This window comes from Pseudomonas versuta (genome assembly GCF_001294575.1).
Classification (GTDB): domain Bacteria; phylum Pseudomonadota; class Gammaproteobacteria; order Pseudomonadales; family Pseudomonadaceae; genus Aquipseudomonas; species Aquipseudomonas versuta.
The window spans coordinates 1,993,618-2,017,571 of the sequence record NZ_CP012676.1 but is presented as its reverse complement, the minus strand read 5'-3'; the positions used below and the strand labels follow the sequence as shown (position 1 = coordinate 2,017,571).

Below are 23,954 nucleotides of genomic sequence, written 5' to 3'. Positions count from 1 at the left end.
GAAAGAGCCTAAATGGCCTTAGCGCACAATCATTCGTGTTCGCGGGTGATATCCACCAACGGAATAGGCTCAATCGCCCAGGCGCGAACTTGATGACGTTCGGGACACGGTACCGCGCAAGCCTTTCGTCCCGTGAACGTTCGCACAAGACGCTCTTCATCGATACGCCAGCCGCGCTGTTCAAGGACTTGTACACTTTTGCGAAAGGTAATCTGCAGTGCATCAGACTTTAGCGAAACCTCTTGCTGAAATGAGTCCGGTACACGCTCGGGACGTACCTTTTTTAGCACGGCATGATCTTGTTCAAAAATACGGAGGTTGCTGGCAATGAACTTGCGATCAAGCAGCCGTGAACGCAGAAACGTTCTGCCCATCATCCACCAGGTTCGTGTGCGGTTAGCGTCAATCGGGACGTGCGCCGAGACGATGTAGATCCGCCAGCCGTTCGGTAACTGGAGCTCCAGCGTTGTACAGGGGCCGGACAAATGAAAACCCGGAACAGTGACCACGCTGACAAACTCACTTGATGACTTGCGCCTCAGCAGACCTTTGCGTACCGGCCTGCGCATGAGCATTTGTGCACAACCGCTCCACGTATCGCTTTCGACATCAAATGAATCAATCTCCGGATGATCCGGATCACCGAAGGTTGAACCATGTACAAAAGGTGCGTGCGCGAAATCGAGGCCATTTTCGATAATTCGATCCCAACTGGCCTCCCAATCGAAATGGCCGGCAACTGTGCGTATGTCAGGATCGTCGACCCAGTCGAGCGTGGGTAAAGGGGGACGTTGCGCTTCGGGGAGGTCACCCAAAAAAGCCCAGACCCAACCGTATCGTTCCAGCGTTGGGTACGCATCGACCCGGGCCTTCGCCGGAATACGCAGGTCTGGCTGCGCGGGAATGAGCGTACAGATTCCGTCAGCCCCAAACCGCCAGCCGTGATAGGGGCACTGCACGCTGTTGCCCACCTTATTACCGGCCGATAACGAGCCGCCGCGATGCACGCAAACATCCGATAGCAGGTGAGCGACACCCGCGTCATCACGGAACGCTACGAAAGGTTGTCCAAGTAATCGGACTGGCTTCAGTCCGTCAGTCAACTGTGACGATGGGAGAACGACATACCAGAGGTTAGTGAACATAGGGTGTGCGTCCTGTCAGGTTGTAGGCATGACTATAAAGACTCCATGTTGACTGCGTGAAGCGTTAAGTCGTTTCGTTCCGGCCCCAGGGAAGAGGCTCATTACTTCAGCAAATTTTTGTGCATCATCGAGCGGTCTTTCGCCTAACTCAACTTCTGCATTCGGGACAGAGCAATGAAGATTATCGTGACTCCAAAAAAAAGACCCCAAAGTGGCCAGTTGTAGTTCACATAACTGGCCACTCAGAGGTCTCTCGTTTTTATCAGCGATTGGTCCTACATCATTTCCCTTTAGAATCGGGCAGCGCGTAAGCGATCAGCGAGTCGCCCATCTTCGTACCGAACGAGCCATGGCCGCCGGCCATGATCACAACGTACTGTTTACCGTTCGACTCATAGGTCATCGGTGTCGCCTGACCACCAGCGGGCAAACGGGCCTGCCAAAGCAGATCGCCATTGGTGACGTCATAGGCGCGCAGGTAGTTGTCCTGAGTGCCCGCGATAAACATGAGGTTGCCTGCAGTCGAAATCGGGCCGCCCAACATTGGCACGCCAATCTTCATCGGCGGCAACTGGATACCCTTAAGGCTGTCCCGCGCCGTACCTATACGCTTACGCCACACGACCTCGTGTGTTTTGAGATCCACACCGGCAACGTAACCCCATGCAGGTGCTTTGCAGGGCAGCCCCAACGGCGATAGAAATGCATTGATCTCAACCCCATACGGCACGCCATACTGAGGTTGAATGCCCATTTCAGTGCCAGATCCGGTCGCTCCTTCTTCAGGCCACAGCGGGTTATTGGGCCCACGTGGAATCAGTTTGGATACGAAAGGCAGCGCCATTGGATTCATTAGCGCTATCTGGCGATCAGAGTTGACCGAAATACCGCCCCATTCAAATACGCCGAGATTACCAGGGAAAACCAGCGTGCCATTTTCTGAAGGTGGCGTGTACTGGCCGTTATAGTCGAGCCGCTCGAAGATCACTCGACACATCAACTGGTCAAACATTGTGGCGCCCCACATGTTCTTGTCGGTCAATGTCTGGATCGGGGTAAGGTTCAGTGCGGAACGGGGCTGTGTCGGACTGACCCAGTCACCAGGAGCTGCTTCACCCTCAGGCACTGGCATTTCAGTGACAGGTACGATCGGCTTGCCGTCACGACGATCGAAAACGAACATGTTGCCCGCTTTGGTAGGCACATACACCGCAGGAACGGTGTCACCTGCCGGCGTTTTCACATCCGCCAAGGTCGGTTGCGCCGGTACGTCCATATCCCACAGATCATGGTGGGTAGTCTGGAAGCTCCACGCCAACTTACCTGTTGAAGCATTCAACGCCACAATCGCACTGGCATAACGCTCCATCACAGGGGTACGGTTACCGCCCCAGATGTCAGGAGTAGGGTTGCCGGTCGGGATGTAGACCATATCGATCTTGGCATCGTATGCCAGTGGAGGCCAAGCGTTAGGCGAGTTGTTGACCAGTGTCTGGCCAGGGCCAGGAATTGCGTTTGGATCCTCTGCGCCGGTATCGAACACCCATTTCAAAGCGCCGGTGTTGACGTCGTAACCGCGAATGGCGCCAGAAGGCTCATGTACGGAAAAGTTATCGGTGGTAGAGCCGGCGATCACCACAGTTGTGCCAGTCACCACGGGTGGAGACGTCGGCATCAAAGCGCCCGGATAGGTATAGGGCTGCATTTTTTTGAGGTCCAGCTCGCCATTTTCCGCGAAGTCTGAACAACGCGCGCCATTGTCGGCATTGATTGCGAACAGACGACCATCGTTGACCGGGAGCAGCACTTTACGCGGACAGCTGGTTTGGACCGGGGCGATACCTTTCAAGCTGGTCGCAAACTCCTGCGTGTTGGCCTGGTCGTAATACGCAACACCACGGCAAGTTAGATGCTGAAACGAGGGGTCGGAGACGAGTTGCGGATCGAATCTCCACTTTTCCTTGCCGGTCGCTGGATCAAGCGCCACCAGTACTTGGTGGGTAGTGCAGATATACATGTTGTCGCCGATCTTAATCGGCGTCACTTCGTTAGTGGTTTCACCCGAGTCATTTTCAGTTTTGAACTCACCCGTGTGGAAAGTCCACGCGACCTCCAGGTCTTTCACATTACTGTCGTTGATCTGGTTAAGTGGCGAATAACGGGTTCCTGCCTGGCTTCTGCCATAGGCAGGCCAGTCGGCAGGGGCAATACCGTCAACCGGTTGGGCTTGTTCAGGTTGGGCCGCAGTCAGACTGCCGTTGATTTCCTGAGGGTCGTTGAAGATCGAGTAGATCAAAACAGCGATCGCGAAAGCCAGCGTGGCTGACAAAAACACTTTGCTGGCTTTCAAACGCGCATCAATGCCACGCGTCACTGCCGGAATCAACAGCCAGATGCCCAGGACGCCGAGAATATCGAAACGAGGTACCAATGCCCAGAAATCCGAGCCAGCCTCCCAGAGTCCCCATAAGACGGTCGCCAGCATCAGCACCCCGTAAAGCCAGATCGCCGCTGCGGATCGTCGCCAAAGCAAGACCGCACAAATGAGCAGCACAATGCCGGCGATGATGTAATACAAAGAACCCCCCAATGATGCCAGCCATATACCGCCTATTAATAAAACAAGCGAAAAAATGGTCGTTATCACTGCTGTGAAAATTCTGAATCCTGAACCTTGCGCTTGCGCACTCACAATTTTTTCCTCTAAAACCTAATACAGTTAGCTCCCTCTCAATATTACCCAAGTCAAAAAAATGTGAATATTCGACCATAGGCGCCTAGTGCCAGGTTTTTCTGTGTTATCGAAGTACCGCCCCATGAAAACGAGACAACCCAGTGCCTCTGCTGCATACGGCGGCGCCCTCCTCCGGCGTTCTGCCGACCGGGATCAACCCCCATTCAAGTGGCCGCCATGCGAGCAACGTCAGGAATGATGTTGTAGACACTCCCAGCCTGCAGCATGCCGATGCTGATGACCGCGTACTCTTCCGGGCCGAGGTTGCGCGACTTGATGGTCTGGATCGCATTGATCAGGCTGGCCACCACGGGTAGTGGATCAACCAACTTCTATGGCATAGCACCGTGCCCCCCATGGCCGGTGATAAGCAGCGACACACGTTCCCAGGACGCCATGGTGGGTCCCGCCTGAACCACGGCCGTTCCCAAGGGGTAACCAGGCATGTTATGCAGGGCAAAAATCGCATCGCAGGGAAAACGCTGAAACAGGCCGTCGTCGATCATGGCCTTGGCCCCACACAAGCCCTCCTCGTCCAGTTGGAAAATCAGGTTAAGGGTGCCGTTGAATTCGCCGTGGGTGGCCAATGTATGCCCTGCTTAAGACTGGATTGATGCGGATGACTCGAATGGCGCTGTTAGCCAAATCTCGCATGTTGCGCTGACCAGAGGTCGATGCCGAATTGCACCTCCCGTCAGTTATACGCACTGCACCGATAGCTCAGTGGTGTCACTAAAGGGCGAATGTGTCGGCGGATCTGGAATGAACATAGCTAGCAGTCCAAGGGGTTCTGAATGGCTATGGCAGTCGGATCTAATGAGGGCGCTCGCTGAATGCCAGCGTTCCAGAGATCGCTAAAGGGGCACCCAAAAACCTGATCCATCGCGCAGTAGAGCCCCGTTGTCAGTTCACATCTTTTAGCATATCTTTTAAAAATACCTATACAATTTGTTTTCCTCTGTATAAGAAAAATCGGGCCGCCGACGCTTAATTAAGCTTTTATTTAACGTTGTCTATCGTCGTTTTTGCCGCTTGCGGCCTTATTTCGAATGCTTTGCTCAGAGCATGGAGGGGCAGTAACCAGTTCGATAGTCATAGGACGACGATGTCGTTGCCCAAGGTGAGCTTACCTCTGGTATCAAAATCCCTTATACGGGACAGGTTGGCTGACAGCAGAAAAACACTGACGTTACCCCTCAAACGGGCTAACAATTACCTGTGCAATACTATTTATGTGTATAGGTTTTGTTGCTTGATTTCGAAATCACTGGATTCTGTTGATGAACATGACCCGCCGGCTACTCCTCGTCCTGGGTGACCAGCTATCTTTCAATCTCGCCTCATTGCATGGACTGGATCCCCAAAGCGATACGGTGCTGTTGGCCGAGGTGATGGAGGAAGCCAGCCATGTCCCTCACCATCCGCAAAAAATCACCCTGATTTTTAGCGCAATGCGCCATTTCGCAGAGGCTCTGCAGCAGCGTGGAATTCGTGTGCAGTACGTCAGGCTCGATGATCCAGAAAATACTGGATCGTTGCCGAGCGAGTTACAGCGTTGGCAGGCACTCATGCAACCAGATGAAATACACATCACGGAGTGCGGAGACTGGCGCCTGGAGCAGTCACTCAAGGACTGTGGCCTAGCGATCCAGTGGCATTGCGATGATCGTTTTCTCTGCACACGCACAGAGTTCTCCAGCTGGGCGAAAGGCAAGAAGCAGCTGCGCATGGAGTTCTTTTACCGTGAGATGCGTCGCAAGAGCCGATTACTACTTAATGGTGACGGCAGCCCCGTAGGAGGCGCCTGGAACTTTGATACGGAAAATCGCAAAGCCCTGCCCAAGGGCGTGAGGCCCCCGGCCCCCGCCCGATTTACGCCAGACGCGATAACCCAGGATGTCCTTGCCTTGGTTGCCAAGCACTTCTCCAGCCATTATGGCGCCCTCGACACATTCGACTACCCGGTGACTCACTCCGACGCCCGGTCCCTGTGGCAATACTTCCTCGACTGGGGCCTTGCGGCGTTCGGTGACTACCAAGACGCCATGGCCAGCGAAGAGCCTTTTCTGTTTCACGCCAGGATCAGCGCCGCGCTCAATATTGGCCTCCTGGACCTTCGTCAGCTTTGCAGCGATGTGGAGTCAGCCTACTGGTCTGGCAGCGTTGCACTGAACGCGGCCGAAGGCTTCATTCGTCAACTGATCGGCTGGCGAGAATACGTCCGGGGCGTCTACTGGCTGAAGATGCCTGAATATGCCGACGCAAATGAATTCAGCAACACAAGGTCGCTTCCAGAGTTCTACTGGACAGGCGAAACGAAGATGAACTGCATGCGCCAGGCCATCAACCAAAGCCTTAAGCACGCCTACGCCCATCACATCCAACGGCTAATGGTTACCGGCAATTTCGCTCTGCTCGCGGGTATCGCGCCGAGTCAAATATGTGAGTGGTACCTGGCCATCTACATGGACGCGTTCGACTGGGTGGAGTTGCCCAACACACTTGGTATGGTCATGCATGCAGATGGAGGCTACATGGGGTCCAAGCCTTACTGTGCGAGCGGCCAGTACATCAAGCGCATGTCCGATTATTGTCGTGGCTGCGCGTACAAAGTGAGCGAAAGCACCACAGATGACGCCTGCCCTTTCAACGCTCTGTATTGGCACTTCCTGATACGTCACAGCGACCGCCTGCGCAGCAATCACCGTATGGGCATGCTGTATAAAAACCTCGACCGAATGCCTGAATCAAAGCAGCAAGCGCTCTGGGAACGTGGTCAATTGTTGCTCGCAAAATTAGATAACGGTGAGTCATTTTGAAAAAGAGTGAACTCCCGGTCAAAACCTGCATGACCTGCGGCCTTCCCTTCCTATGGAGGAAGAAATGGGCGCGCAGCTGGGAGGAAGTTCGTTACTGCTCCGAGCGCTGCCGGCGTAGCAAACCTGCCAAGTGCTGAGCCAGAAAAGGACCATCACAGGCGCTCTTGTACTCAAACCAAATCATTTGCCCGACCAAGGCTCTACAGTCGCAATCCAGGTAGAGTATTGGGATTCAAGCCTTCCGGATTCGCAAGATCAGGCGGGAGGGCATCTTAGCGCTGAGGTGCAAAGTATTGCATGCAACTCTCTTCAGAGCCGCCGAGCCTTCCGGCTCACCTGAATTTGGATTAACGTCGAAACGCGGGAAATTACTGCTGGCAATATCCAGTCGAATACAGTGCCCGGCTTTGAAAACGTTACAGGTCGCAAAGGGCTCGATAGTAATCTTGAACGGTTTACCTGGAATCAGTAGCTCAGGCTCGCTCCACGAGTCGCGGTAACGGCAGCGAAAAATGCCGTCGGTGATGTTCATAGCATAGCCTTCGGGGTAATCGGTGCTCGCCGGGTAGACGTCTACCAGCTTTGCAGTAAAGTCCGTATCGGGGCAATCGCTCTCGACCCACAATTCAATACATACTGGCCCGGCAACAACAACGTCTTCAGATAACGGCTCTGTTTCAAAACTTAAGACATCTGCACGCTGTTTCAACGGCATGTCATTACCTTGAGAGCCGAAAAAATCCGAGCATTCAATTTGATTGAATGCTCCACCGACAAATACGGGAGCCCCTGATGTTAATGATCCACCGACCGTGGGTACAGGTTTAGCCGGATCTGCGTAATAGCTCAGGTACTGGGAATCCTGGGTGGGTCTGGACGGGCTCAGACCTGCGCTATGAGTCAGAAATAACGATTGATCGACAGTGTCGGGCAGCGGCCATGCATTCGCAGAAATCCAGCTTCCGCCATGCTCGATCCGCCCTTCAGCATTGCGTGCGCCACTCCCTCCTCCCATCATAAATACTTGCACTTGGTGAGTTTCGTGAGGCTCGGTACCAGGTTGTGACAAATGGCGTTCGAACCAATTCAGCCGACATTCCAGCCAGGTTTTTTCAACCTGTTCGTCAAAAGCGGCTAGAGGGCCGAACTCTGCGTTGCCACTGAATGTGATGTTACGGTCTCCATGGAGCCAAGGCCCCATGATGAGCCGCTGCGGGGCTTTGCGTCCTTTCGTAAATGCTCCGTAGTTGGCTAGGGTTGAGCTGACGTAAGCGTCGTACCAACTCGACATGAACATGACCGGGATATCAGGAATAACGTCGTAATAACCTTCGGCATACAGGCCGAGCTGCTGCCAGTAATCGTCGAAAGCACCGTGGCTCCATTGGGAGAACAGGTAGTCTTCGTACTCGGGAGAATGTCGCAGTGGTGAATTCCCCGGGCGCCACGGCATCCGGGCGAACCATGCCCGTATGTCCTCCTGTTGCAACGCCTCGAAGACCAAAGGATCAGCCTTGGCGGCCGGACTTTCCTTGGCCTGTTTGTAGGCCCATGTCGCCTGTTTGAGTTCGAAAGCGCCGCCTTGCCGTATCCCGCACTGGTATGCGTTAGCGAACCCCCCCGAATCCAGCACCATCGTTGTCAGGCCTGGTGGATTCAGGCATGCCATCGCCAACTGAGTGTGCGCGGCGTAGGAGAGCCCCATGCTGCCTACACGACCATTGCACCATGGCTGCTTTACCAGCCAGCTCAACGTGTCGAAACCATCCTCGGCTTCGTGGGTGTATTTCACAAACACGCCCTCAGAGGCATAGCGCCCTCGGCAGTCTTGAAACACCGCAATAAAGCCACGCTGGGTAAAGGCTGCCGCCATTTCTTCTCGTGAAAGATGGCGACCATCGAGCTGCTTTTCTGAACGAGATGGCTTCGACTTATCGTAGGGGGTGCGCTCAATGACAACCGCCAGCGGATTGGTCATGTCATCGGGCAGGTAAACATCGGTCGCCAGACAGATGCCATCGCGCATCGGCACTTTCAAATTATGGAGTATTTGCATGTAAACGGACTCATCGAACGATCATCAAAAACGGCTAGTACCCGGTCAATACGGCGTAGCTCAGCAGGCCAAGGGCGATAGCAGCGAATACAAGAACCAGCGGCCATATGAAGCGCGCCCACTGCCCCCAGCCAACCTGCGCTGTCGCCAGCAGAACGAGCAAGCCGCTGGAGGTCGGGGTGATCAGGTTGGTGAGGCCGTTACCAAGGAGAAAGGCAAAGACCGTGGTCTGCCCCGTAACACCTGATAACTGACCGAGCGGACCGAAGATCGGCATCGTTACGGCCGCCTGACCGGAAGTGGACGGGATGACAACATCCAGGCTCAACTGGGCGAAAAACATCCCGAAGGCGGATACCAGCGGCCCGTGGTGCCCGATCATCTCGGAAAGTCCTTCAACGATGGTATCCAGCACCTGGCCAGTGCTGAGGATGATCTCCACCGCAGTGGCCAGGCCAATCAACACCCCGGCCATGAGTACCTTTTTCATGCCGTCTACAAACGCCGTGGCCGCATCACTCGCCGCCAGTCCGGCAACAGCAGCGAAAAGCATGCTCAAGGCAAGGTAGTAGGAGGAAAGCTCCGGGTACTTCCAGTGCCAGCGGTTGGAGGCATACACCAGGAACCCGATGCCGACCCCCATGATCAGCAGATTCAAGACGTGTCTTGCCGGGAGCTTGGCGCGTTTGAATGCAAACTCTACGGACGCATCGAAGCCGAGCCGGCGAATGCTCAGCAGTACGAAAGCAATACCAACAATCAGAAAGATCACGTATGCCGCAACCCGCATGCTAAGCCCGCTGAACATCGCAACGCCCGCCAGAGGTTGCGCCACGGCCAGTGCTACCGGATTTGAAATCGACCCGAGATAACCCACTTTGACGGAGATTGCGACGATGGCCAGGCCGATGATATTTGGCAGCCCCAGGCGAGTGGTCATGGCAACCATCAGCGGTACGACCATGATGTATTCCTTCGCCAACCCCATGAAGGTGCTGCCTGCTGAAAACGCTAACATCAGGCATGGTACCAACACGTAGACATTGCCCCGGGTCATACCGAGCAAGCGTTCGAGCCCGGCTTCAATCACTCCGGCCTTGTTGAGCACTCCAAACATGCCGCCTATAAACAGCACCATGAAAATCAGTCCCGCACGCTTCTCGATACCTTGAGGTATAGCCATGAACGCTTCAGGTAATGAAACCGGACGAGCGCTTTCGCTATTCGAGGCCCGTGGAGCAATCGATACGAGCTGCCCCCATGAGTCGTCTTTATCCAATACGTGGTAGGAACCTGGAACAACGGCGATCCCGTTGCGTTGGAACTCCCCGGAATCCACTGCGTATGTGAGGATCAATGCCAGGAAAACGATGGACAGAAGAATGAGAGATGGATTGACCTGCTTCGCAGGACGATGTGTCGAGTCTTCGCCCAAACGTGAACAATCGCTTGTCAGAGTCGTAGACGGTTTGGTGATTTCAGTCATTTTGTTGAACCCGAACAGGTGCGCAACGCGTGCAATTGGCGGCAGAAATACAAGGTGCACTGGCGAGCGTCGGCTCAGGCCAGTGAGCTAAAACGGATTCGTTTGATCGGTCAGGAAACAACGGTTCGGAGGTCGGCATGACGGCGCTCTCATAATTGTTTTTGTGGTGCCCATGAGGGGCATGCGACGGACACTAAAACAATCGAACACCGCTCACAACGCTATGAGTGATACGGGTTGGGGTATGCAAAACGTGAGAGTCAACACCCTCAACCGATGCGAGCGGCCACTTCGATCAGACGCTCTTTCAGGTGCTCAGCGAAAACGCTGACCGCCTTGGCGCGAGGCAGGTCATTGCGAAAAATCAAACCGAAACGGTATGGCAAAGGTGGCGTCAGAGGCCTGGTGGTGATAGGCAGACCGGAGAAGTCGTTGGCGAGCAACGCATTGATGATAGACACCCCGACCCCTTGAGCAACAAAAGCACAGGCGGCACTGACGGAATGTACTTCTACCCGAACCTGCGGCGTGATCTGCGCGCTACGAAAACGCTGATCCAGTTCGGTACGAAGGTTGCGTTGGCGCCCTAGCAGCACCAGAGGTACGTCCCTCAAGTCTTCGATCCGAAGCTCGGCGTTATCGGCCAGCGGATGGCCCAACGGCAGGACACAAACACCTGCGGTTTCGAGCACAGGCTCTACATCGAAACCCTCCAAGTCAGTGGGTAGTCTGACAAAGGCAAAATCAGCCGTGCGATCCAATACCGCTCTTTCAAGCGCGTCATACGAGCCCGTCAGCAGCTCGATCACGACGTCTTCACGATCTTTCAAAAACTCTGCCACGATCTGCGGCAGCAGGTGCTGGGTCATGCTCGTGGGCACCGCAACCTTGAGCAAGGTGCGACGGGAGCGTCCCATCCGCAACTCATCGGCAAGCCTCTGTACACGCTGAAGGTTATCCACCAGCCCTGATACCTCGGCAACAAACTCCTGTGCCTCGGGAGTAGCAGTCAATCGGCCCTTTCGACGAAGGAACAACGCAAACCCCAATGACTCCTCCAACTGCCCGAGCAATCGACTGACCGCCGATTGGGATAGCCCCAGCCGAGTAGCAGCACCGATCGTAGAACCGGTCGCCATGATCGCCTTGAAGGTTTCGAGCTGTTTTAGGTTCAACAGATAACTCCACAGGCTGGATTGGTTTGGGAATTACAGCGCATTTCGCATAGCCCGATGCGATTCACTCATAACGTTGCGTGCTGATTTAACGCCGATTAGTGTCCGGCACCAAGCGCTGACAAGTCCAGAGGCGCAACAAAATCAAGATTACATCCGACCATCTTTCTGCTGCCAAAAACTATAAGACCCAGCTGAGGTTCCTTCATGCGTACAAACATTCCGACCACCGCATTAGCCTGTGCAGGTTCTTTGATATCGATATGCCCGGTGGCAATTGCGCAAGGGTTTTTCGAGGACTCTCATGCCAACCTTTCTATGCGCAACTACTACTTCAACGACGACTATCGCGATGGTGGTAACGACCGTCGGGAATGGGCACAAGGCTTCCTGCTGAACATACAGTCAGGCTATACCCGGGGCCCGGTCGGCTTTGGAATGGATGTGCTGGGACTGTCGGGCCTAAAGCTTGATTCAACACCCGAACATGCTGGCACAGGCCTATTGCCGGTGCATGATGATGGCCATGCAGCTGATGAGTTTTCAAGTCTGGGGCTGACCGCGAAAATAAGATGGGGCGGCGCGCTTATAAAAACCGGAACACTGCTACCCAAGATTCCCGTACTGGTCTACAACGACGGCCGTCTGCTGCCGCAGACATTTCGCGGAAGTCAGATCGAATACACCGGCATCGATAAGCTATATCTTCATGCCGGCCACTTGAATGAATTCAAGGCGCGCAATTCCACCGACAGCGTTGATATTTTCCCGCAAGGCTACACCGGATCCCAGGGGACGGACTTTGACTTTGGCGGCGCGACCTACTCTTTCACCAAGGATCTCAGCGCAACTTACTACTATGGCGAGATGCGGGAGTTTTACCAGCAGCAGTTCCTGGGCCTGGTCTATAAACTTTCGCTCGGCCCCGGCAACCTGACCACCGACTTGCGGTATTTCAATAGTGCTGACGTCGGAGCCGCACGCAACGGACAAGTCGATAGCGATATGTTCAGCGGCCTGCTCACTTACCGGCTGCAAGGCCATGCATTGAGCCTCGGATACCAAAAAGTTTACGGCGATACAGCATTGCCCTACGCGAGCGTGAGCACGGTGTACTCGTTCTCGAATGCAGGGGTCGGCAAATTCATCCAGTCTGGAGAACAGACCTGGATGCTGCGTTACGACTATGACTTCGCGCCGTTAGGCATACCAGGACTGAGCTTCATGACGCGGTACTACAAGGGGGACGACGGTGAATACAAAGGTCTACGCGCGCGTGAGCACGAGCTAAACACCAACCTCAAGTATGTCGTCCAGGCGAACAGCCTCAAAGGCTTGGGAGTTGAGTATAGAAACGCAGTATCACGCTCGACCTACGCCAGTGACAGGGACAACAACCGCTTGTACATAACGTACACGTTCAATCTCTGGTGATTCAAAACCGTGATGGCTGCGGCTCGTTCAGCCGCTTCTTTTGGATCACTCTATTGACTGTCTGGATTTCGAATTCTTCGGGTCACGCGGGTTGTTCATGACAGCTCCTGATGGGCCTCATTTTAATACTTGGTGGTGTCTACGAAACTAGGGGCATCACATTGTCCGGGCTCGCGATTGGCTTCCTGCAGATAAAGTGGCTGGATGTCGAAGGGACGGACGCGGGGCAACAGCATATCGCCCATTGTTACTGCGTTTCTTTGAGCATATCTTGTCTGAAATCTATACAAGAGAACGGCTAATGTACAAGAAAGTGAATTGGCCGCTGACGCTGTATTTTGACGGTGAATGCCCTCTGTGTGCGCGCGAAATCAAGTTCCTGCAAGGGCGGGCTGCAAAGGAACGACTGCTGTTTGTGGACATCAGCAGCGGTGCATTCGACGCCAGGGCGCTCGGGTTGACGTTCGAGCAGATGCAGTTCTCGCTGCATGCCCGTTTCGCTGATGGGCGCTGGTTAACCGGCCTGGATGCCACCCTGTGGAGCTGGCGTGCCGCAGGCCTGGGTTTCTGGGCAACGCCATTGACGTGGAGGGTATTGCGCCCGCTGCTTGAATTCGGTTATCGCCTTTTCTGCCGCTTACGTCCCCATTTGGCGTGGTTACCTCACCCAGAGGGTGCCCGTCGCTGTTTCGATAACCGTTGTGAGGTCCCCGCAGTCCACGTTGAAAAGCTGACAGTGGAAACCGGATCCCCTGCCCCGTTCCTGAAATCGGGCGACACAGCAGTGCTCTTCGACGGCACCTGCAAGCTCTGCAACGGCTGGGCGCGATTCATTATCCACTATGACCATGCTTGTCGAATTCAGCTCGCTGCGGTTCAGTCGCCGGAAGGCCAGGAGCTGTTGAAGTGGAGCGGGCTACCTCTGGACGAGTTCAACACCATTGTTCTTATCTCAAACAACAAGGTGTCCCTACGTTCTGAGGCGATGTTCGAGATTTTGAGTCGCCTGGATGCACCCTGGCGCTGGCTGAAAGCTGCTCGAGTCGTCCCGGCAGGAATGCGAGACTGGATTTACGACAAAATTGCCCTGAATCGTTATCGGCTTTTCGGACGATATGATTCCGTCCAGCTTCCGAGCGCCGATCATGACCGCCGCTTTTTGAAAGCAAATCGGTAAACATGGGCTCTGGATACTCCACCAGGCTCAGGTCGTCACACTTCTTTTTTAGTGAGATCCTGATCCGTTTGAATATCGAAAACCGGGCAAGTCTCTGTGTCAGGAAAAATTCGCAAGTGGCAGTCGGGACGTATCTGGTCTTGCAAAGAGGTATCCCTGCATAAGATCTACCCCTAAACCGAGCAGGGCATCACGCACCTCAGAAGTCTCAATACCTTCGGCCACAATCGTTATATCCAAACGTTTTGCGAGTAACACGATGCCTTCAACAATTGCCGTTCTAACCGGATCTCTATCGATATTTCTGGTAAGTGCCATATCAATTTTCAGTACGTGCGGTTGAAACATTGCCAATAAATTCAGCCCTGAGTAACCCGAGCCGAAATCGTCGATAGAGGTAGTAAACCCTTGGCGCTCATACTCTTCGAAAATCCTCTTTAGATGCATAGGGTCATCGACACGCTCACCTTCGGTCACTTCAAACATTAGTTTCTCTGGAGGAAAGCCAAATAGCCTGGCCGCCTCTAGAGTGGCACGAATGCAGGTCTCGGCTCGATACACAGCATTTGGCAAAAAATTGATGCTGAGCTTGCAGTCTGCAATGGTCAGTAGACCTAATTGCGTCGCTCTCTCGATCGCCTTGACTCGGCATGCTTGGTCAAAGCGGTATCGGTTTTCATCGTTGACCTGATCCAGAATGCTTGCCGCCGACTCCCCGTTCACCCCGCGTACAAGGGCTTCGTAGGCAAAGGTAGTGTGCGTTCTTACGTTAACGATTGGCTGGAACGCCATTATGAAATCGAACCCCAACCCATCCAGATTTCGGCACTCTGCGCAGCCGACTGATACGAACGATGAGCGTGCGATATTACGGGGCATGGCGGATCCTCCAGTTTTCAAGCAAGCGTAAAACTACAATCTTCGAGATTTCAGTGTGTTATCGGCACGGTTCCAGGTTTGCTGAAGGCACATGTTTATACCGTGCAAGGCAGCACCCAAACGCACCGCGCCCTATGTTAGCTCGCCAAAAGGCGTTTGAACGTACGCGCAAAGATGAATAGCGAGTCAGCTCCATCTGGTGCCTTGCAAGGCACTATAGATCTCGGAAACCACCTGCATCGTTGCGTCTTCGATCGCGCCTTCATTACGGCATAAAACCCAGCCGTGATCTGCAACCGCTTGCTCGAACGCCCGGCTACATGCGCCATGTTCTGCCAGGCTATGGATCACCGTACTGCCCAACCCGCGCGTGCGTGCCGCTGCCCTCGCCCATGAAACCTCAGAATCCGTAACCACCCCAACATGCAGGTCTGGCACTCGCACGCTTCGGTCAAGGTTCAACTGTAAAATCTCTGCAAACGGTACCAGCCGGCGAAACGCGGCATCAGACGGGTACCAGCGGTCGATCAGGATGATGCTGTCCGGTGGCTGTTTAGTCAGCACATGCCGGGAGATCCAGCTTCGGCTATCCGCAAGGCGCTCACAAATCCGCAACTCCAGATCCCGGCCAGGATCTCTGGCGAACTGGTTAACCAGGGTCATTGTTTCGCCCCTGAAGGGATCGCTTTTTTTCTCGCAAAGCCGGATTACTTTTTTGTTGTCAGCCCTCAGTACTTTGGTAACGGCCTCCAACAATGTGGTCTTGCCGGTACCCTTGGGCCCATCTAGAGAAATAAACAACGGACAACTCACTCTTCAAATTCAGGGGTATAGCCGTTTACGAACGACTGCTCGGGTATACGATGAACGGCAACCGTTTACACACGGCAGGCCATGTACCGACCACGCCCGGCTTTTTTGGCTTGGTACAAAACCCGATCAGCCGCTAAAAGAAGCTCATCCGAAGAGCTCTCCCCGCCGCCGAGGGCAATCCCGATCGAAACGCCAACGACACAAACTTCTCCTGCAATAAAAAAAGGAGCACTTAGTGCGTCAATGCATTTGGCCGCTATTGTGTGTGCGGTATCTTCTGCGTTATCGCCAAGCTCAGTTGCCACCACGATAAATTCATCGCCACCGATCCGCGCCAATGTATCGCTTTGCCGAATGATGCTGGAAAAACGCTTCGTGACCTGGCGCAAAACCTCGTCGCCGGCTTCATGCCCCAAGGTGTCATTAATATATTTAAAGCCGTCCAGATCCATGAATAACAACGCCACAACCGTGTGTTGTCTTTTTGCCAGCGCCAACACTTGTCGCAGCCGTGCAGCAAGAAAGGCTCTATTGGGCAAGCCTGTGAGCGGGTCATGAAGAGCAATTCTTTTTAGTTCGGCCTGATTCTCATCCAGTTTGAGCAGCAAACGATTGAATGCCGCAATCAGATGTCCAATTTCATCATTGTAAACAACAGGTATTGGCGCCAGGGGTATTTCATCCCGTGTCATGCGGTCAGCCTGGGCGACGGCATGAAACAAATGACGAAAGACAATATACAGTCCGGCTGATGACAGGATCGCGAATAAGAAAATTGCCCCCACTGCACCTTTAATCAAAAAAATCTGAACCCGACCTACTAATGAAAACGCTTCTTTGCTTGGTAAACTGGCGACAACAAACCAGCCCGTACTCGGCACAGATGCCATGGCCGATACGACTTCAACGCCTTCTGAGTTAATCGTCAGCCCCGCACCACGAAAGCCCGCGATGGCCTTGTCATACAGGGCGTTGATACCCGGGGCGGGTGTTGATTTAAGTGTCAGGCCAAGCGCTGAAAACGTGACCAGTACATTATCTTTCGGCAAGACTATTTTTACCCAGCCCACGGGATTATCGACGTTTTTTTTAAGCAACAATTCCATAAAACCAGGCGCAGCCAGCGCGGTTAAGCCGACTAAAACAGCCTGCACTTTACCGGCCTCGTCAAGAATCGGTACTGATATGGGTAACGTCGGTTCCTGGGGGACACCACTCATTTCGGGGCGCCCGACAAGCGAATGTCCCGCACGCCCTGCCTGAAAATAATCACGATCAGAATAATCAGCAATTGCCTGTCCCTGGTGGACGGGATAACCCGCGAGCAACTGCCCGTTCGGGCGGAAGATGAATAATCCTGCAGAAAATAAGACTTGGTACTCGTAATGCTCTTTGAGCCAAGCACGCAACTTCGCAGGCTGGGCGATGAGATCAATGGGCAACGAAACGCCAAGATGCTGAATTAACGCCTGACGCTGGGTGATTTTTCTATCAACATCATGAGCGACATAAGTGGCAAGCGCTAACTGTTGCTTTTCCACAATTGCGCTCAATTCTTCATGCAGAAACTTGGTCAGCGCATACTCGCGCACGACAGCACCCAATATGACAATACACAACGCCACCAAAAGCAGTCGTGTGACAATGCTATTCAATATTTTTGAAGGTTTTAGCGGCAAATAATATTTTTTAGGCATTTTGCCAGTGTAGCCGGGTGAATTGCGCCAGGAGACGTTTCGGGCGCATGCCTGGCGCCTTTATTTTCAGGTGCTGGCTGGCGTATCCATGTGTGGACGAGGCCGTATTCGAGGTTTCGTCGTCTTTCGCTTGCTGGTACATGAAAAGCCCCCTTCAAATGACCAGGACTGTACACCAGACAGATTCGTGTTGATTCGCATGCTAAGTCCTGGGTGGCGTGATTGCCACTGCCCGATTCAAAGACGCGTGGGGTAACTCGACCTGTGCGATGAGTCCACCGCCAATACGGTTTCGTAACAGTAGCTCTCCGCCGTGCTGGCGCGCCATTGCCCGGGCCGAGGACAGACCAAGCCCTACCCCTCCGGAGTCTCGATTGCGCGAGGGCTCAAGCCGAAAGAACGGAACGAATACGTTCTCCAGCTCAGAATCAGGAATCCCCGGTCCCTCATCGCTCACCTCGATGCAGATCGAACACTTGCCATTGATCAATTCGATGCGTGGATGGCGGGCATACTTCACTGCGTTTTCCAGTAAGTTGGTGGTCATTCGCTTGATGCCCACCGGTCGGCCTAAATACACCAGGTGGGGAGGCCCTGAAAAAGCAACGGCGATTCCCTGATCGCTGTAGTCATCGATCACCGTCTGCAGCAGTTCGCTGAGGTCAAACGTTGTGGCTTGCTCGCGCAGACTTTCGTCGCGAAAAAACCCCAGGGCGCAGTTGATCATCGATTGCATTTCATCGGTGTCGCGGATCAGTTTTCGTTGCTGGTCAATATCTTCAATGAACTCGCACCGCAGCCGTATGCGGGTCAAGGGCGCACGCAAGTCGTGGGAGATTGACGCCAGCATGAGCGTGCGTTCGGCAATGAACTGCTGGATCTTGGCCTGCATGGTGTTATAGGCAATGATCGCTTGGCGTATTTCACGGGGGCCTTCGATTTCAATGGCGGGGGCATTAAGGTCGGTACCGAAGCGTTGCACGGCACTGGTAAATCGTTGCAGCGGATCGGCCAGTTGGCGAGTGGCAAACCGGGCGACCAGCCAGGCTGCAACCAGCCCCAGGGCAACGACAACGGCAAAACGCAATGCCGCGCTCATCCCCCAACTCCGTTGCGGCGGAGTAAACGACAACCAGCTACCGTCGTTCAGTTGCATCAACAAGACATAACGCGCTTGCGAGCTTTCGGCAGGCCAATTGGCGGGCTGGAAGACCTCTATCTTGTGTTCGGCCTCCCCCAGCAACTGATGCAGAACCGGCGCTTTGTCCAGGTCGATCGAGGTCCCGTTAGCTGGCAGTTCGAAACTGCTCCGGTGTTCGCTCCAGAGCACCCCGAGGGCTGGATTGCTCGCCGCAGCAGACAACTGCTCACGCAGCTGTGGCGGGGCCGCCTGGATGATGCGCGTGGTCGCCGCGATCTGATCCAGCAAGCCGATTTGATCGACTGGCGGTTTGGCCCAGACCCCGGCCACCTGTACAAACAGGGCGTAGAGCACTAGCGAGGCGAGCATCGCCGCGACAATGGTCAAGGCTATCCGGCGTCTGAGCGTGTCAACGTGCGCAATCAGCCCTCTCACGTGCGCGTCACCTTTGCATTGAACAGGTATCCGCCATTACGCACGGTACGAATCAGGTCCGGACGCTTGCTGTCAGGCTCTATTTTTCGTCTCAGGCGGCTCACCTGCACGTCAATGCTGCGGTCAAAGGCTTCGTGATTGCTCCCGTGCGTCAGGTCGATCAATTGTTCGCGCGAGAGGATGCGTTCAGGGTGTTCAAGAAAGACCACCAGTAAATCGAACTCACCGCCCGAGAGAGGAATCATCACATCGGCTGACGAGCGCAGCTCGCGGCGCGTAACGTCCAGGTGCCAGCCCGCAAAGCTGATAACCAGTCGTGTGTCTTCGTTCCGCGCTCTAACCGGATCACTGGCGCGACGTAGAACTGCCCGCAGGCGGGCCAGTAACTCGCGAGGATCAAACGGCTTGGTCAGGTAATCATCGGCACCCAGTTCCAGGCCAACAATACGGTCACTCAACTCGCCCATGGCGGTCAGCATCACAATCGGAATACCGGTGTTGAGGCGTAATTTCTGGCAGAGGCTGAGCCCGCCCTCACCGGGAAGCATCAGATCGAGAATGATGAGATCCGGCCGCTGGCGCCCGATTGCCGCCCACATGGCTTCGCCGTGGGTGGCCAGTTCCACTTCATAAGCATGCAAAAGAAAGAACTTCTCCAGCAGTAATAGGATTTCCACATCGTCGTCGACGATCAGTAACCTGCTCACATTCAGCGATCCATAGGTGAAAAAGGAGGCTATCTAAAACCATTCCTGCGCCAGGGTCATATATTTCAATCGAGAAACATTGCGGCTGAGCCCGCATGAACCAGACATCTCCCGGCAAAACCCCTCAGGCACACTGCGCGCAATTCATTCCAGGATGCCCTCGATGCCGACCTTGAGCAGTAAGGCCCACAGCGCCAACGCTTTGATTCTGAGCCAGCGCACCCGCAAAGTCTGGCGCACCGATCCGGTGCTTTTCCAGGAATCTCGCCTGGCGCTGTCCAGCGACCAGAAAAGTCTCCACTTGATCCGCTATATCGAGACCTATAGCCCGCAATGCAGCCAGTGGGTGGAGTACTCCCACTCAGTATCTGTCGCCGAACTTACCCAATGGGTCATGGCTCATGGCGAACTGCATATAAAGGGTTGCGAAAGCGACACAGACGCTTGAGCAACACCCCCCATCAAAACATTCGTCTCAGGAACACCGATCAAATGCCTGGAAGTCTCTCGCTGCCGCTGCTGGTAACCCTGTACTTGTCACTCACCGCATGCGCAGGCAAAGCCATCTCTCCAGGGGAATATTCGGGTTTTTTGCAGGACTACAGTCAGCTGACAGAAAAAAAGCTCCCCGATGGACAACGCGTACTGACCTGGGTAAACCCGCAGATCACGCATTACACCCGCGTCTATATCGAGCCGAGCCAGTTCTATTTACCCCTGCTGCCGAGCGAGCGACGCTCAGAAGCAATGCTGACCGAGCTAAGCCATTACTACGATGCCGCGCTCAAGCAGGAGCTGGGCAAGGTCATGACCGTTGTCGCGACTCCGGGTCCGGGCACACTGATCGTCAGGCCTGCCATCACCTCCGTGTCGGCCACAACCCAGGGCTTGCGGTTTTATGAGTGGCTACCCGTGACCTTGCTTGCCGCCGGCGTGAGTACAGCGATCGGCATCCGTGACCAGGACACGCAAATCACCACTGAAGTCGCGGTTGTGGACGCCTGCAATCAGGCTGTTGTGGCGCAGGTGATCCGCAAAAACGTCGGCCTGACCCTGAAAAATGACAAGCAGGCCATGACAGTCGATGATTTCAAACCGGTACTCGACGATTGGGCCTTAGCGATGCGTCAGGCCTATTTATCCGCAGGCAATCAAGCCCACGCCCACGACTTTGCTTCATCGCCTGTAACCCCCTGCGTGTACTGATGAACAGCCATCAAGATAGCCCCAAGCCGCCCGCGATACTGTCCAATAAAGATTCCCTCTATTGGCGGTTCCCACACTCTTCAATTAACGTTAATTCACCTGATTAACCTCACAACTGCTGTTCTCCCCGCGCCCGTTTAAAAGGCCGGCCAGAAGCACCGGCGCTCATTGCTCGACCAAGAAACTATCCTGCTGATTCATCAGAGGGAATATGAAAGTGCAGCCTCGCCAGCGTGCAGCGGGCCCGCAGCCGTTGGCGCATCTCTGCGGTCTTTTACGACACCTCCTGGCTGCGCTGAGTCTGCTGTGTATTGCCCTGGCCGGCTGTACGGTGGGACCCGATTTCGTCCCCCCCGATCTGGCCGCCAATGCCGGATACTCACGGGACAAGCTGACAACCACTGCCCGGGCCGACATCGATGCCGGCGGCGGCCCACAGCGGCTGATCGACGGGATGGATATCCCCGGGCAATGGTGGACGCTGTTTCGTTCCCCGGCACTCAACGCGCTGGTCGAAGAGGCCTTGCACGCCAACCCGGATGTCAGCGCAGCACAGGCAGCGTTGCGCCAGGCCAATGAACGGGTGTTCGCTGACCAGGCGTCATTGTTCCCCTCGGTCAACGGCAACCTGTCGAAAACCCGGGAGAAAGTATCCGGGGCGACGACAGGTGCTGCGTCTTCCCCCATCCTCACGGTGAGTTCGGCGTCGCTGAGTGTGTCCTATGCCCCGGACGTGTTCGGCGGTACTCGCCGGCAAATCGAGTCTTCCACGGCACAAGCCGAGTACGAACGCTTTCAGCTGGAGGCGACATACCTCACATTGACCTCCAATGTGGTCAATACCGCGGTGAGCCTGGCGTCGGTGCGCGATCAGATTGGCGCCACCGAGCAAATCATCCGGCTGCAGAGCGACCAGCTGGACCTGCTGAACGCTCAGCGGCGGCTGGGCGCCATCGCCGATACGGATGTACTGACCCAGCAAACTGCGCTGGCACAAACCCGTGCCACGTTGCCGCCCCTGCAAAAGCAGCTGGCTCAGACCCGCAATCAGTTGATGGCTTATCTGGGCCGGTTTCCCAATCAGGATCGGGACGAGCGCTTCGACCTTGCCTCCCTGCACCTGCCGCAAGAACTGCCGGTCAGCCTGCCCTCGGCCATCGTCGGTCAGCGGCCGGATGTGCGTTCGGCCCAGGCTCAACTGCATGAGGCCAGCGCCAACATTGGCGTGGCCGTGGCCAATCAATTGCCGCAGTTCAGCATTACCGGTTCTTTGGGCTCCACAGTGGCCAGCGGCACCCGGCTGTTTTCGGCGGGCAGCGGGGTCTGGAGTCTGGCCGGGTCGATCGCGCAACCGATATTCGATGCTGGTGCACTCGAGCATCGCAAACGTGCAGCCGTGGCTGCCTATGACCAGTCAGCGGCGGTTTATCGGGGCACTGTGCTGACCGCGTTCCAGGATGTGGCCAACGCGCTGCGGGCTCTGGAGGCCGATGCCGAGGCGCTCAACCAGCAGGTTGCCGCTGAGCGCTCGGCACAAGCCAGCCTGGATCTGGTGCAGGCCCAGTTCCGGCTCGGGGCGGTGGCATACATCAACCTGCTGACGGCCCAGCAGACCTACCAGAACACCGTGCTGGCACGGGTCAAGGCTCAGGCCGCCCGCTACAGCGATACCACGGCCCTGTTCCAGGCACTGGGCGGTGGCTGGTGGAACCGCAGCGACGTAGACCCCGCCACGGCGGGCAAGCCTGATCGCTTTGGCCTGCCGTCGTGGCAAGAAATCATGCCGACGCACAAAAAGCCTGCGCCCGGCGACACGACGCGGTTCAACTGAATTGCATCATTGAAACAGTGAGAACACCCATGGCTGACGTCAAGACTGCCTCGCCCCTGCCATCAGCGCCTGGCGCCCCGCGCAAACGTCGGCTGTGGCGGCCGATGCTTATTATGATCGCGGTGGTGCTGGTGATTGTCGCGATCATCGCCGGGGTCAAATTCGTGCAGATTTCGGCACTGATCGCCCAGTCCAAAGCCCCCTTGCCCGCCGCCGTGGTGACGGCCATGCGTGTGCCCTACGCTGAGTGGCAACCCGGCGTCACAGCCGTGGGGTCGATCAAGGCGGTCAGAGGGGTTGATGTGACCACGGAAGTGGGCGGCATCGTACGCAGCATCGGTTTCAAGCCCGGGCAACAGGTGGCAGACCAGGCATTGCTGGTGCAGTTAAATGCCGACTCGGACATCGCCCAGTTGCACTCGCTGGAAGCCACGGCCGACCTGGCGGTGATCGTCCTTAAACGCGACAAGGCGCAACTGGCGGTCAACGCTGTGTCGCAAGCACAGGTGGACACAGACAGCGCCGACCTGAAGGCCAAGCTTGCCGCCGCCGAGCAGCAGCGGGCGCTGGTGGCAAAAAAATCCATTCGCGCCCCTTTTGCCGGGCGTATCGGGATTACCGCCGTCAACCCGGGTCAATACCTGAACCCCGGTGACAAAATCGCCACGCTGCAGACTTTCGATCCCATCTACATCGATTTCACCGTACCGCAGACCCAGCTGGAGCAAATCGCCATTGGCCAGAAGGTCGCGGTGACAGCCGACGGGCTTGCCGATCAGATCTTCTGCGGCCGGGTCAGCACCATCGACACCCAGTTCGACCCGACTACGCGCAACGTCACCGTGGAGGCCACCGTTGCCAACCCTCAACAAAGCCTGGTGCCGGGGATGTTTGCCCGGGCCATCGTTGACTCCGGCAAACCGCAGCGCTACCTCACCGTTGCGCAGACGTCCGTCACCTACAACCCCTACGGCACCACGGTGTTCATCGCCACATCGAGCAAGAACGACAAGGGTGAAGAGGTACTGACCGCGCAGCAAAGTTTCATCAAGACCGGGCCGACCCGCGGTGATCAGGTGGCCATCCTCGAGGGCGTCAAGGAAGGCGATCTGTTGATCACCAGTGGCCAGATGAAGCTCAAAAACGGTTCGCCGGTGCAGATCGACAACAGCGCCGCGCCGCTGAACGACCCTGCTCCGACTCCCCAAGAACACTAGGT

18 protein-coding genes and 2 pseudogenes are annotated in these 23,954 nt (G+C 55.4%); 9 read left to right on the top strand and 11 right to left on the bottom strand.

The window, feature by feature from the left end; genetic code table 11:
- Positions 1-29 precede the first annotated feature (29 nt).
- The 3 genes and pseudogenes from AOC04_RS08965 to AOC04_RS08955 form a co-directional block, all read right to left on the bottom strand.
- The gene (locus AOC04_RS08965) at positions 30-1,145 is read right to left on the bottom strand and encodes an aromatic ring-hydroxylating dioxygenase subunit alpha (RefSeq protein WP_060692551.1); all 1,116 of its coding nucleotides are present in this window, start codon (positions 1,143-1,145) and stop codon (positions 30-32) included.
- A 280-nt stretch (positions 1,146-1,425) separates the two neighbouring features.
- On the bottom strand, positions 1,426-3,837 hold the full coding sequence (locus tag AOC04_RS08960) for a glucose/quinate/shikimate family membrane-bound PQQ-dependent dehydrogenase (protein ID WP_060692549.1): 2,412 nt from the start codon (positions 3,835-3,837) through the stop codon (positions 1,426-1,428).
- 218 nt (positions 3,838-4,055) lie between these two features.
- Positions 4,056-4,478 (bottom strand): annotated as a pseudogene (locus AOC04_RS08955) (M20/M25/M40 family metallo-hydrolase); the annotation flags it as partial.
- Positions 4,479-5,159: 681 nt separating this feature from the next.
- On the opposite strand from AOC04_RS08955, the gene AOC04_RS08950 reads away from it, so the two are divergent.
- Positions 5,160-6,698 (top strand): cryptochrome/photolyase family protein, encoded by a 1,539-nt coding sequence (locus tag AOC04_RS08950; protein ID WP_060692548.1) that lies wholly within the window; start codon positions 5,160-5,162, stop codon positions 6,696-6,698.
- The gene (locus tag AOC04_RS23415; protein WP_073510173.1) at positions 6,695-6,835 is read left to right on the top strand and encodes a DUF2256 domain-containing protein; all 141 of its coding nucleotides are present in this window, start codon (positions 6,695-6,697) and stop codon (positions 6,833-6,835) included. The genes AOC04_RS08950 and AOC04_RS23415 overlap by 4 nt, the downstream gene beginning before the upstream one ends.
- A gap of 95 nt (positions 6,836-6,930) precedes the next feature.
- Here AOC04_RS23415 and AOC04_RS08945 read toward each other — a convergent pair whose 3' ends face one another.
- The 3 genes from AOC04_RS08945 to AOC04_RS08935 form a co-directional block, all read right to left on the bottom strand.
- Positions 6,931-8,754: a CocE/NonD family hydrolase gene (locus AOC04_RS08945; protein WP_060692545.1), complete on the bottom strand. Its 1,824-nt coding sequence runs from the start codon at positions 8,752-8,754 to the stop codon at positions 6,931-6,933.
- 34 nt (positions 8,755-8,788) lie between these two features.
- Entirely contained in the window at positions 8,789-10,240 is a 1,452-nt protein-coding gene (locus AOC04_RS08940) for a YfcC family protein (protein WP_082363759.1), read from the bottom strand.
- 269 nt (positions 10,241-10,509) lie between these two features.
- Positions 10,510-11,415, bottom strand: coding sequence for a LysR family transcriptional regulator (locus AOC04_RS08935; protein WP_060692543.1), 906 nt, complete (start codon positions 11,413-11,415; stop codon positions 10,510-10,512).
- Between the two features lie 207 nt (positions 11,416-11,622).
- On the opposite strand from AOC04_RS08935, the gene AOC04_RS08930 reads away from it, so the two are divergent.
- The 3 genes and pseudogenes from AOC04_RS08930 (at position 11,623) to AOC04_RS23775 (ending at position 14,026) form a co-directional block, all read left to right on the top strand.
- Entirely contained in the window at positions 11,623-12,849 is a 1,227-nt protein-coding gene (locus AOC04_RS08930; RefSeq protein ID WP_060692541.1) for an OprD family porin, read from the top strand.
- A gap of 301 nt (positions 12,850-13,150) precedes the next feature.
- Positions 13,151-13,561 (top strand): annotated as a pseudogene (locus AOC04_RS23780) (thiol-disulfide oxidoreductase DCC family protein); the annotation flags it as partial.
- Between the two features lie 18 nt (positions 13,562-13,579).
- Positions 13,580-14,026 carry a thiol-disulfide oxidoreductase DCC family protein gene (locus tag AOC04_RS23775; protein WP_060696914.1) on the top strand — a complete coding sequence of 149 codons (447 nt, stop codon included), beginning with the start codon at positions 13,580-13,582 and terminating at the stop codon, positions 14,024-14,026.
- Between the two features lie 99 nt (positions 14,027-14,125).
- Here the strand turns inward: AOC04_RS23775 and AOC04_RS08910 are convergent, their stop codons facing one another.
- The 5 genes from AOC04_RS08910 to AOC04_RS08890 form a co-directional block, all read right to left on the bottom strand.
- Positions 14,126-14,905: an EAL domain-containing protein gene (locus AOC04_RS08910; protein WP_060692538.1), complete on the bottom strand. Its 780-nt coding sequence runs from the start codon at positions 14,903-14,905 to the stop codon at positions 14,126-14,128.
- A gap of 186 nt (positions 14,906-15,091) precedes the next feature.
- Positions 15,092-15,718, bottom strand: a complete 627-nt coding sequence (locus AOC04_RS08905; protein WP_060692535.1) for a dTMP kinase — start codon at positions 15,716-15,718, stop codon at positions 15,092-15,094.
- 65 nt (positions 15,719-15,783) lie between these two features.
- On the bottom strand, positions 15,784-17,415 hold the full coding sequence (locus tag AOC04_RS08900) for a diguanylate cyclase domain-containing protein (RefSeq protein ID WP_060692533.1): 1,632 nt from the start codon (positions 17,413-17,415) through the stop codon (positions 15,784-15,786).
- Between the two features lie 202 nt (positions 17,416-17,617).
- The gene (locus AOC04_RS08895) at positions 17,618-18,991 is read right to left on the bottom strand and encodes an ATP-binding protein (RefSeq protein ID WP_125878517.1); all 1,374 of its coding nucleotides are present in this window, start codon (positions 18,989-18,991) and stop codon (positions 17,618-17,620) included.
- Positions 18,988-19,698, bottom strand: a complete 711-nt coding sequence (locus AOC04_RS08890; RefSeq protein WP_060692531.1) for a response regulator — start codon at positions 19,696-19,698, stop codon at positions 18,988-18,990. Before AOC04_RS08890 ends, AOC04_RS08895 begins: the two co-directional genes overlap by 4 nt.
- A 163-nt stretch (positions 19,699-19,861) precedes the next feature.
- Between AOC04_RS08890 and AOC04_RS08885 the strand changes: the two genes are divergently transcribed.
- The 4 genes from AOC04_RS08885 (at position 19,862) to AOC04_RS08870 (ending at position 23,952) form a co-directional block, all read left to right on the top strand.
- Positions 19,862-20,146: a hypothetical protein gene (locus AOC04_RS08885; RefSeq protein ID WP_060692529.1), complete on the top strand. Its 285-nt coding sequence runs from the start codon at positions 19,862-19,864 to the stop codon at positions 20,144-20,146.
- Positions 20,147-20,190: 44 nt separating this feature from the next.
- Positions 20,191-20,904, top strand: coding sequence for a DUF3313 domain-containing protein (locus AOC04_RS08880; RefSeq protein ID WP_060692527.1), 714 nt, complete (start codon positions 20,191-20,193; stop codon positions 20,902-20,904).
- A gap of 211 nt (positions 20,905-21,115) precedes the next feature.
- Complete coding sequence (locus AOC04_RS08875; RefSeq protein WP_060692525.1) at positions 21,116-22,735, top strand: efflux transporter outer membrane subunit; 1,620 nt, start codon at positions 21,116-21,118, stop codon at positions 22,733-22,735.
- Positions 22,736-22,839: 104 nt separating this feature from the next.
- On the top strand, positions 22,840-23,952 hold the full coding sequence (locus AOC04_RS08870; protein WP_237178900.1) for an efflux RND transporter periplasmic adaptor subunit: 1,113 nt from the start codon (positions 22,840-22,842) through the stop codon (positions 23,950-23,952).
- Positions 23,953-23,954 lie beyond the last annotated feature (2 nt).

Coding starts and splice junctions, on each gene's coding strand:
- AOC04_RS08900 (WP_060692533.1), bottom strand. CDS start 17,415: ATGCCTAAAAAATATTATTTGCCGCTAAAACCTTCAAAAATATTGAAT.
- AOC04_RS08940 (WP_082363759.1), bottom strand. CDS start 10,240: ATGACTGAAATCACCAAACCGTCTACGACTCTGACAAGCGATTGTTCA.
- AOC04_RS08885 (WP_060692529.1), top strand. CDS start 19,862: ATGCCGACCTTGAGCAGTAAGGCCCACAGCGCCAACGCTTTGATTCTG.
- AOC04_RS08880 (WP_060692527.1), top strand. CDS start 20,191: ATGCCTGGAAGTCTCTCGCTGCCGCTGCTGGTAACCCTGTACTTGTCA.
- AOC04_RS08945 (WP_060692545.1), bottom strand. CDS start 8,754: ATGCAAATACTCCATAATTTGAAAGTGCCGATGCGCGATGGCATCTGT.
- AOC04_RS08870 (WP_237178900.1), top strand. CDS start 22,840: ATGCTTATTATGATCGCGGTGGTGCTGGTGATTGTCGCGATCATCGCC.
- AOC04_RS08965 (WP_060692551.1), bottom strand. CDS start 1,145: ATGTTCACTAACCTCTGGTATGTCGTTCTCCCATCGTCACAGTTGACT.
- AOC04_RS08930 (WP_060692541.1), top strand. CDS start 11,623: ATGCGTACAAACATTCCGACCACCGCATTAGCCTGTGCAGGTTCTTTG.
- AOC04_RS08950 (WP_060692548.1), top strand. CDS start 5,160: ATGAACATGACCCGCCGGCTACTCCTCGTCCTGGGTGACCAGCTATCT.
- AOC04_RS08875 (WP_060692525.1), top strand. CDS start 21,116: ATGAAAGTGCAGCCTCGCCAGCGTGCAGCGGGCCCGCAGCCGTTGGCG.
- AOC04_RS08910 (WP_060692538.1), bottom strand. CDS start 14,905: ATGCCCCGTAATATCGCACGCTCATCGTTCGTATCAGTCGGCTGCGCA.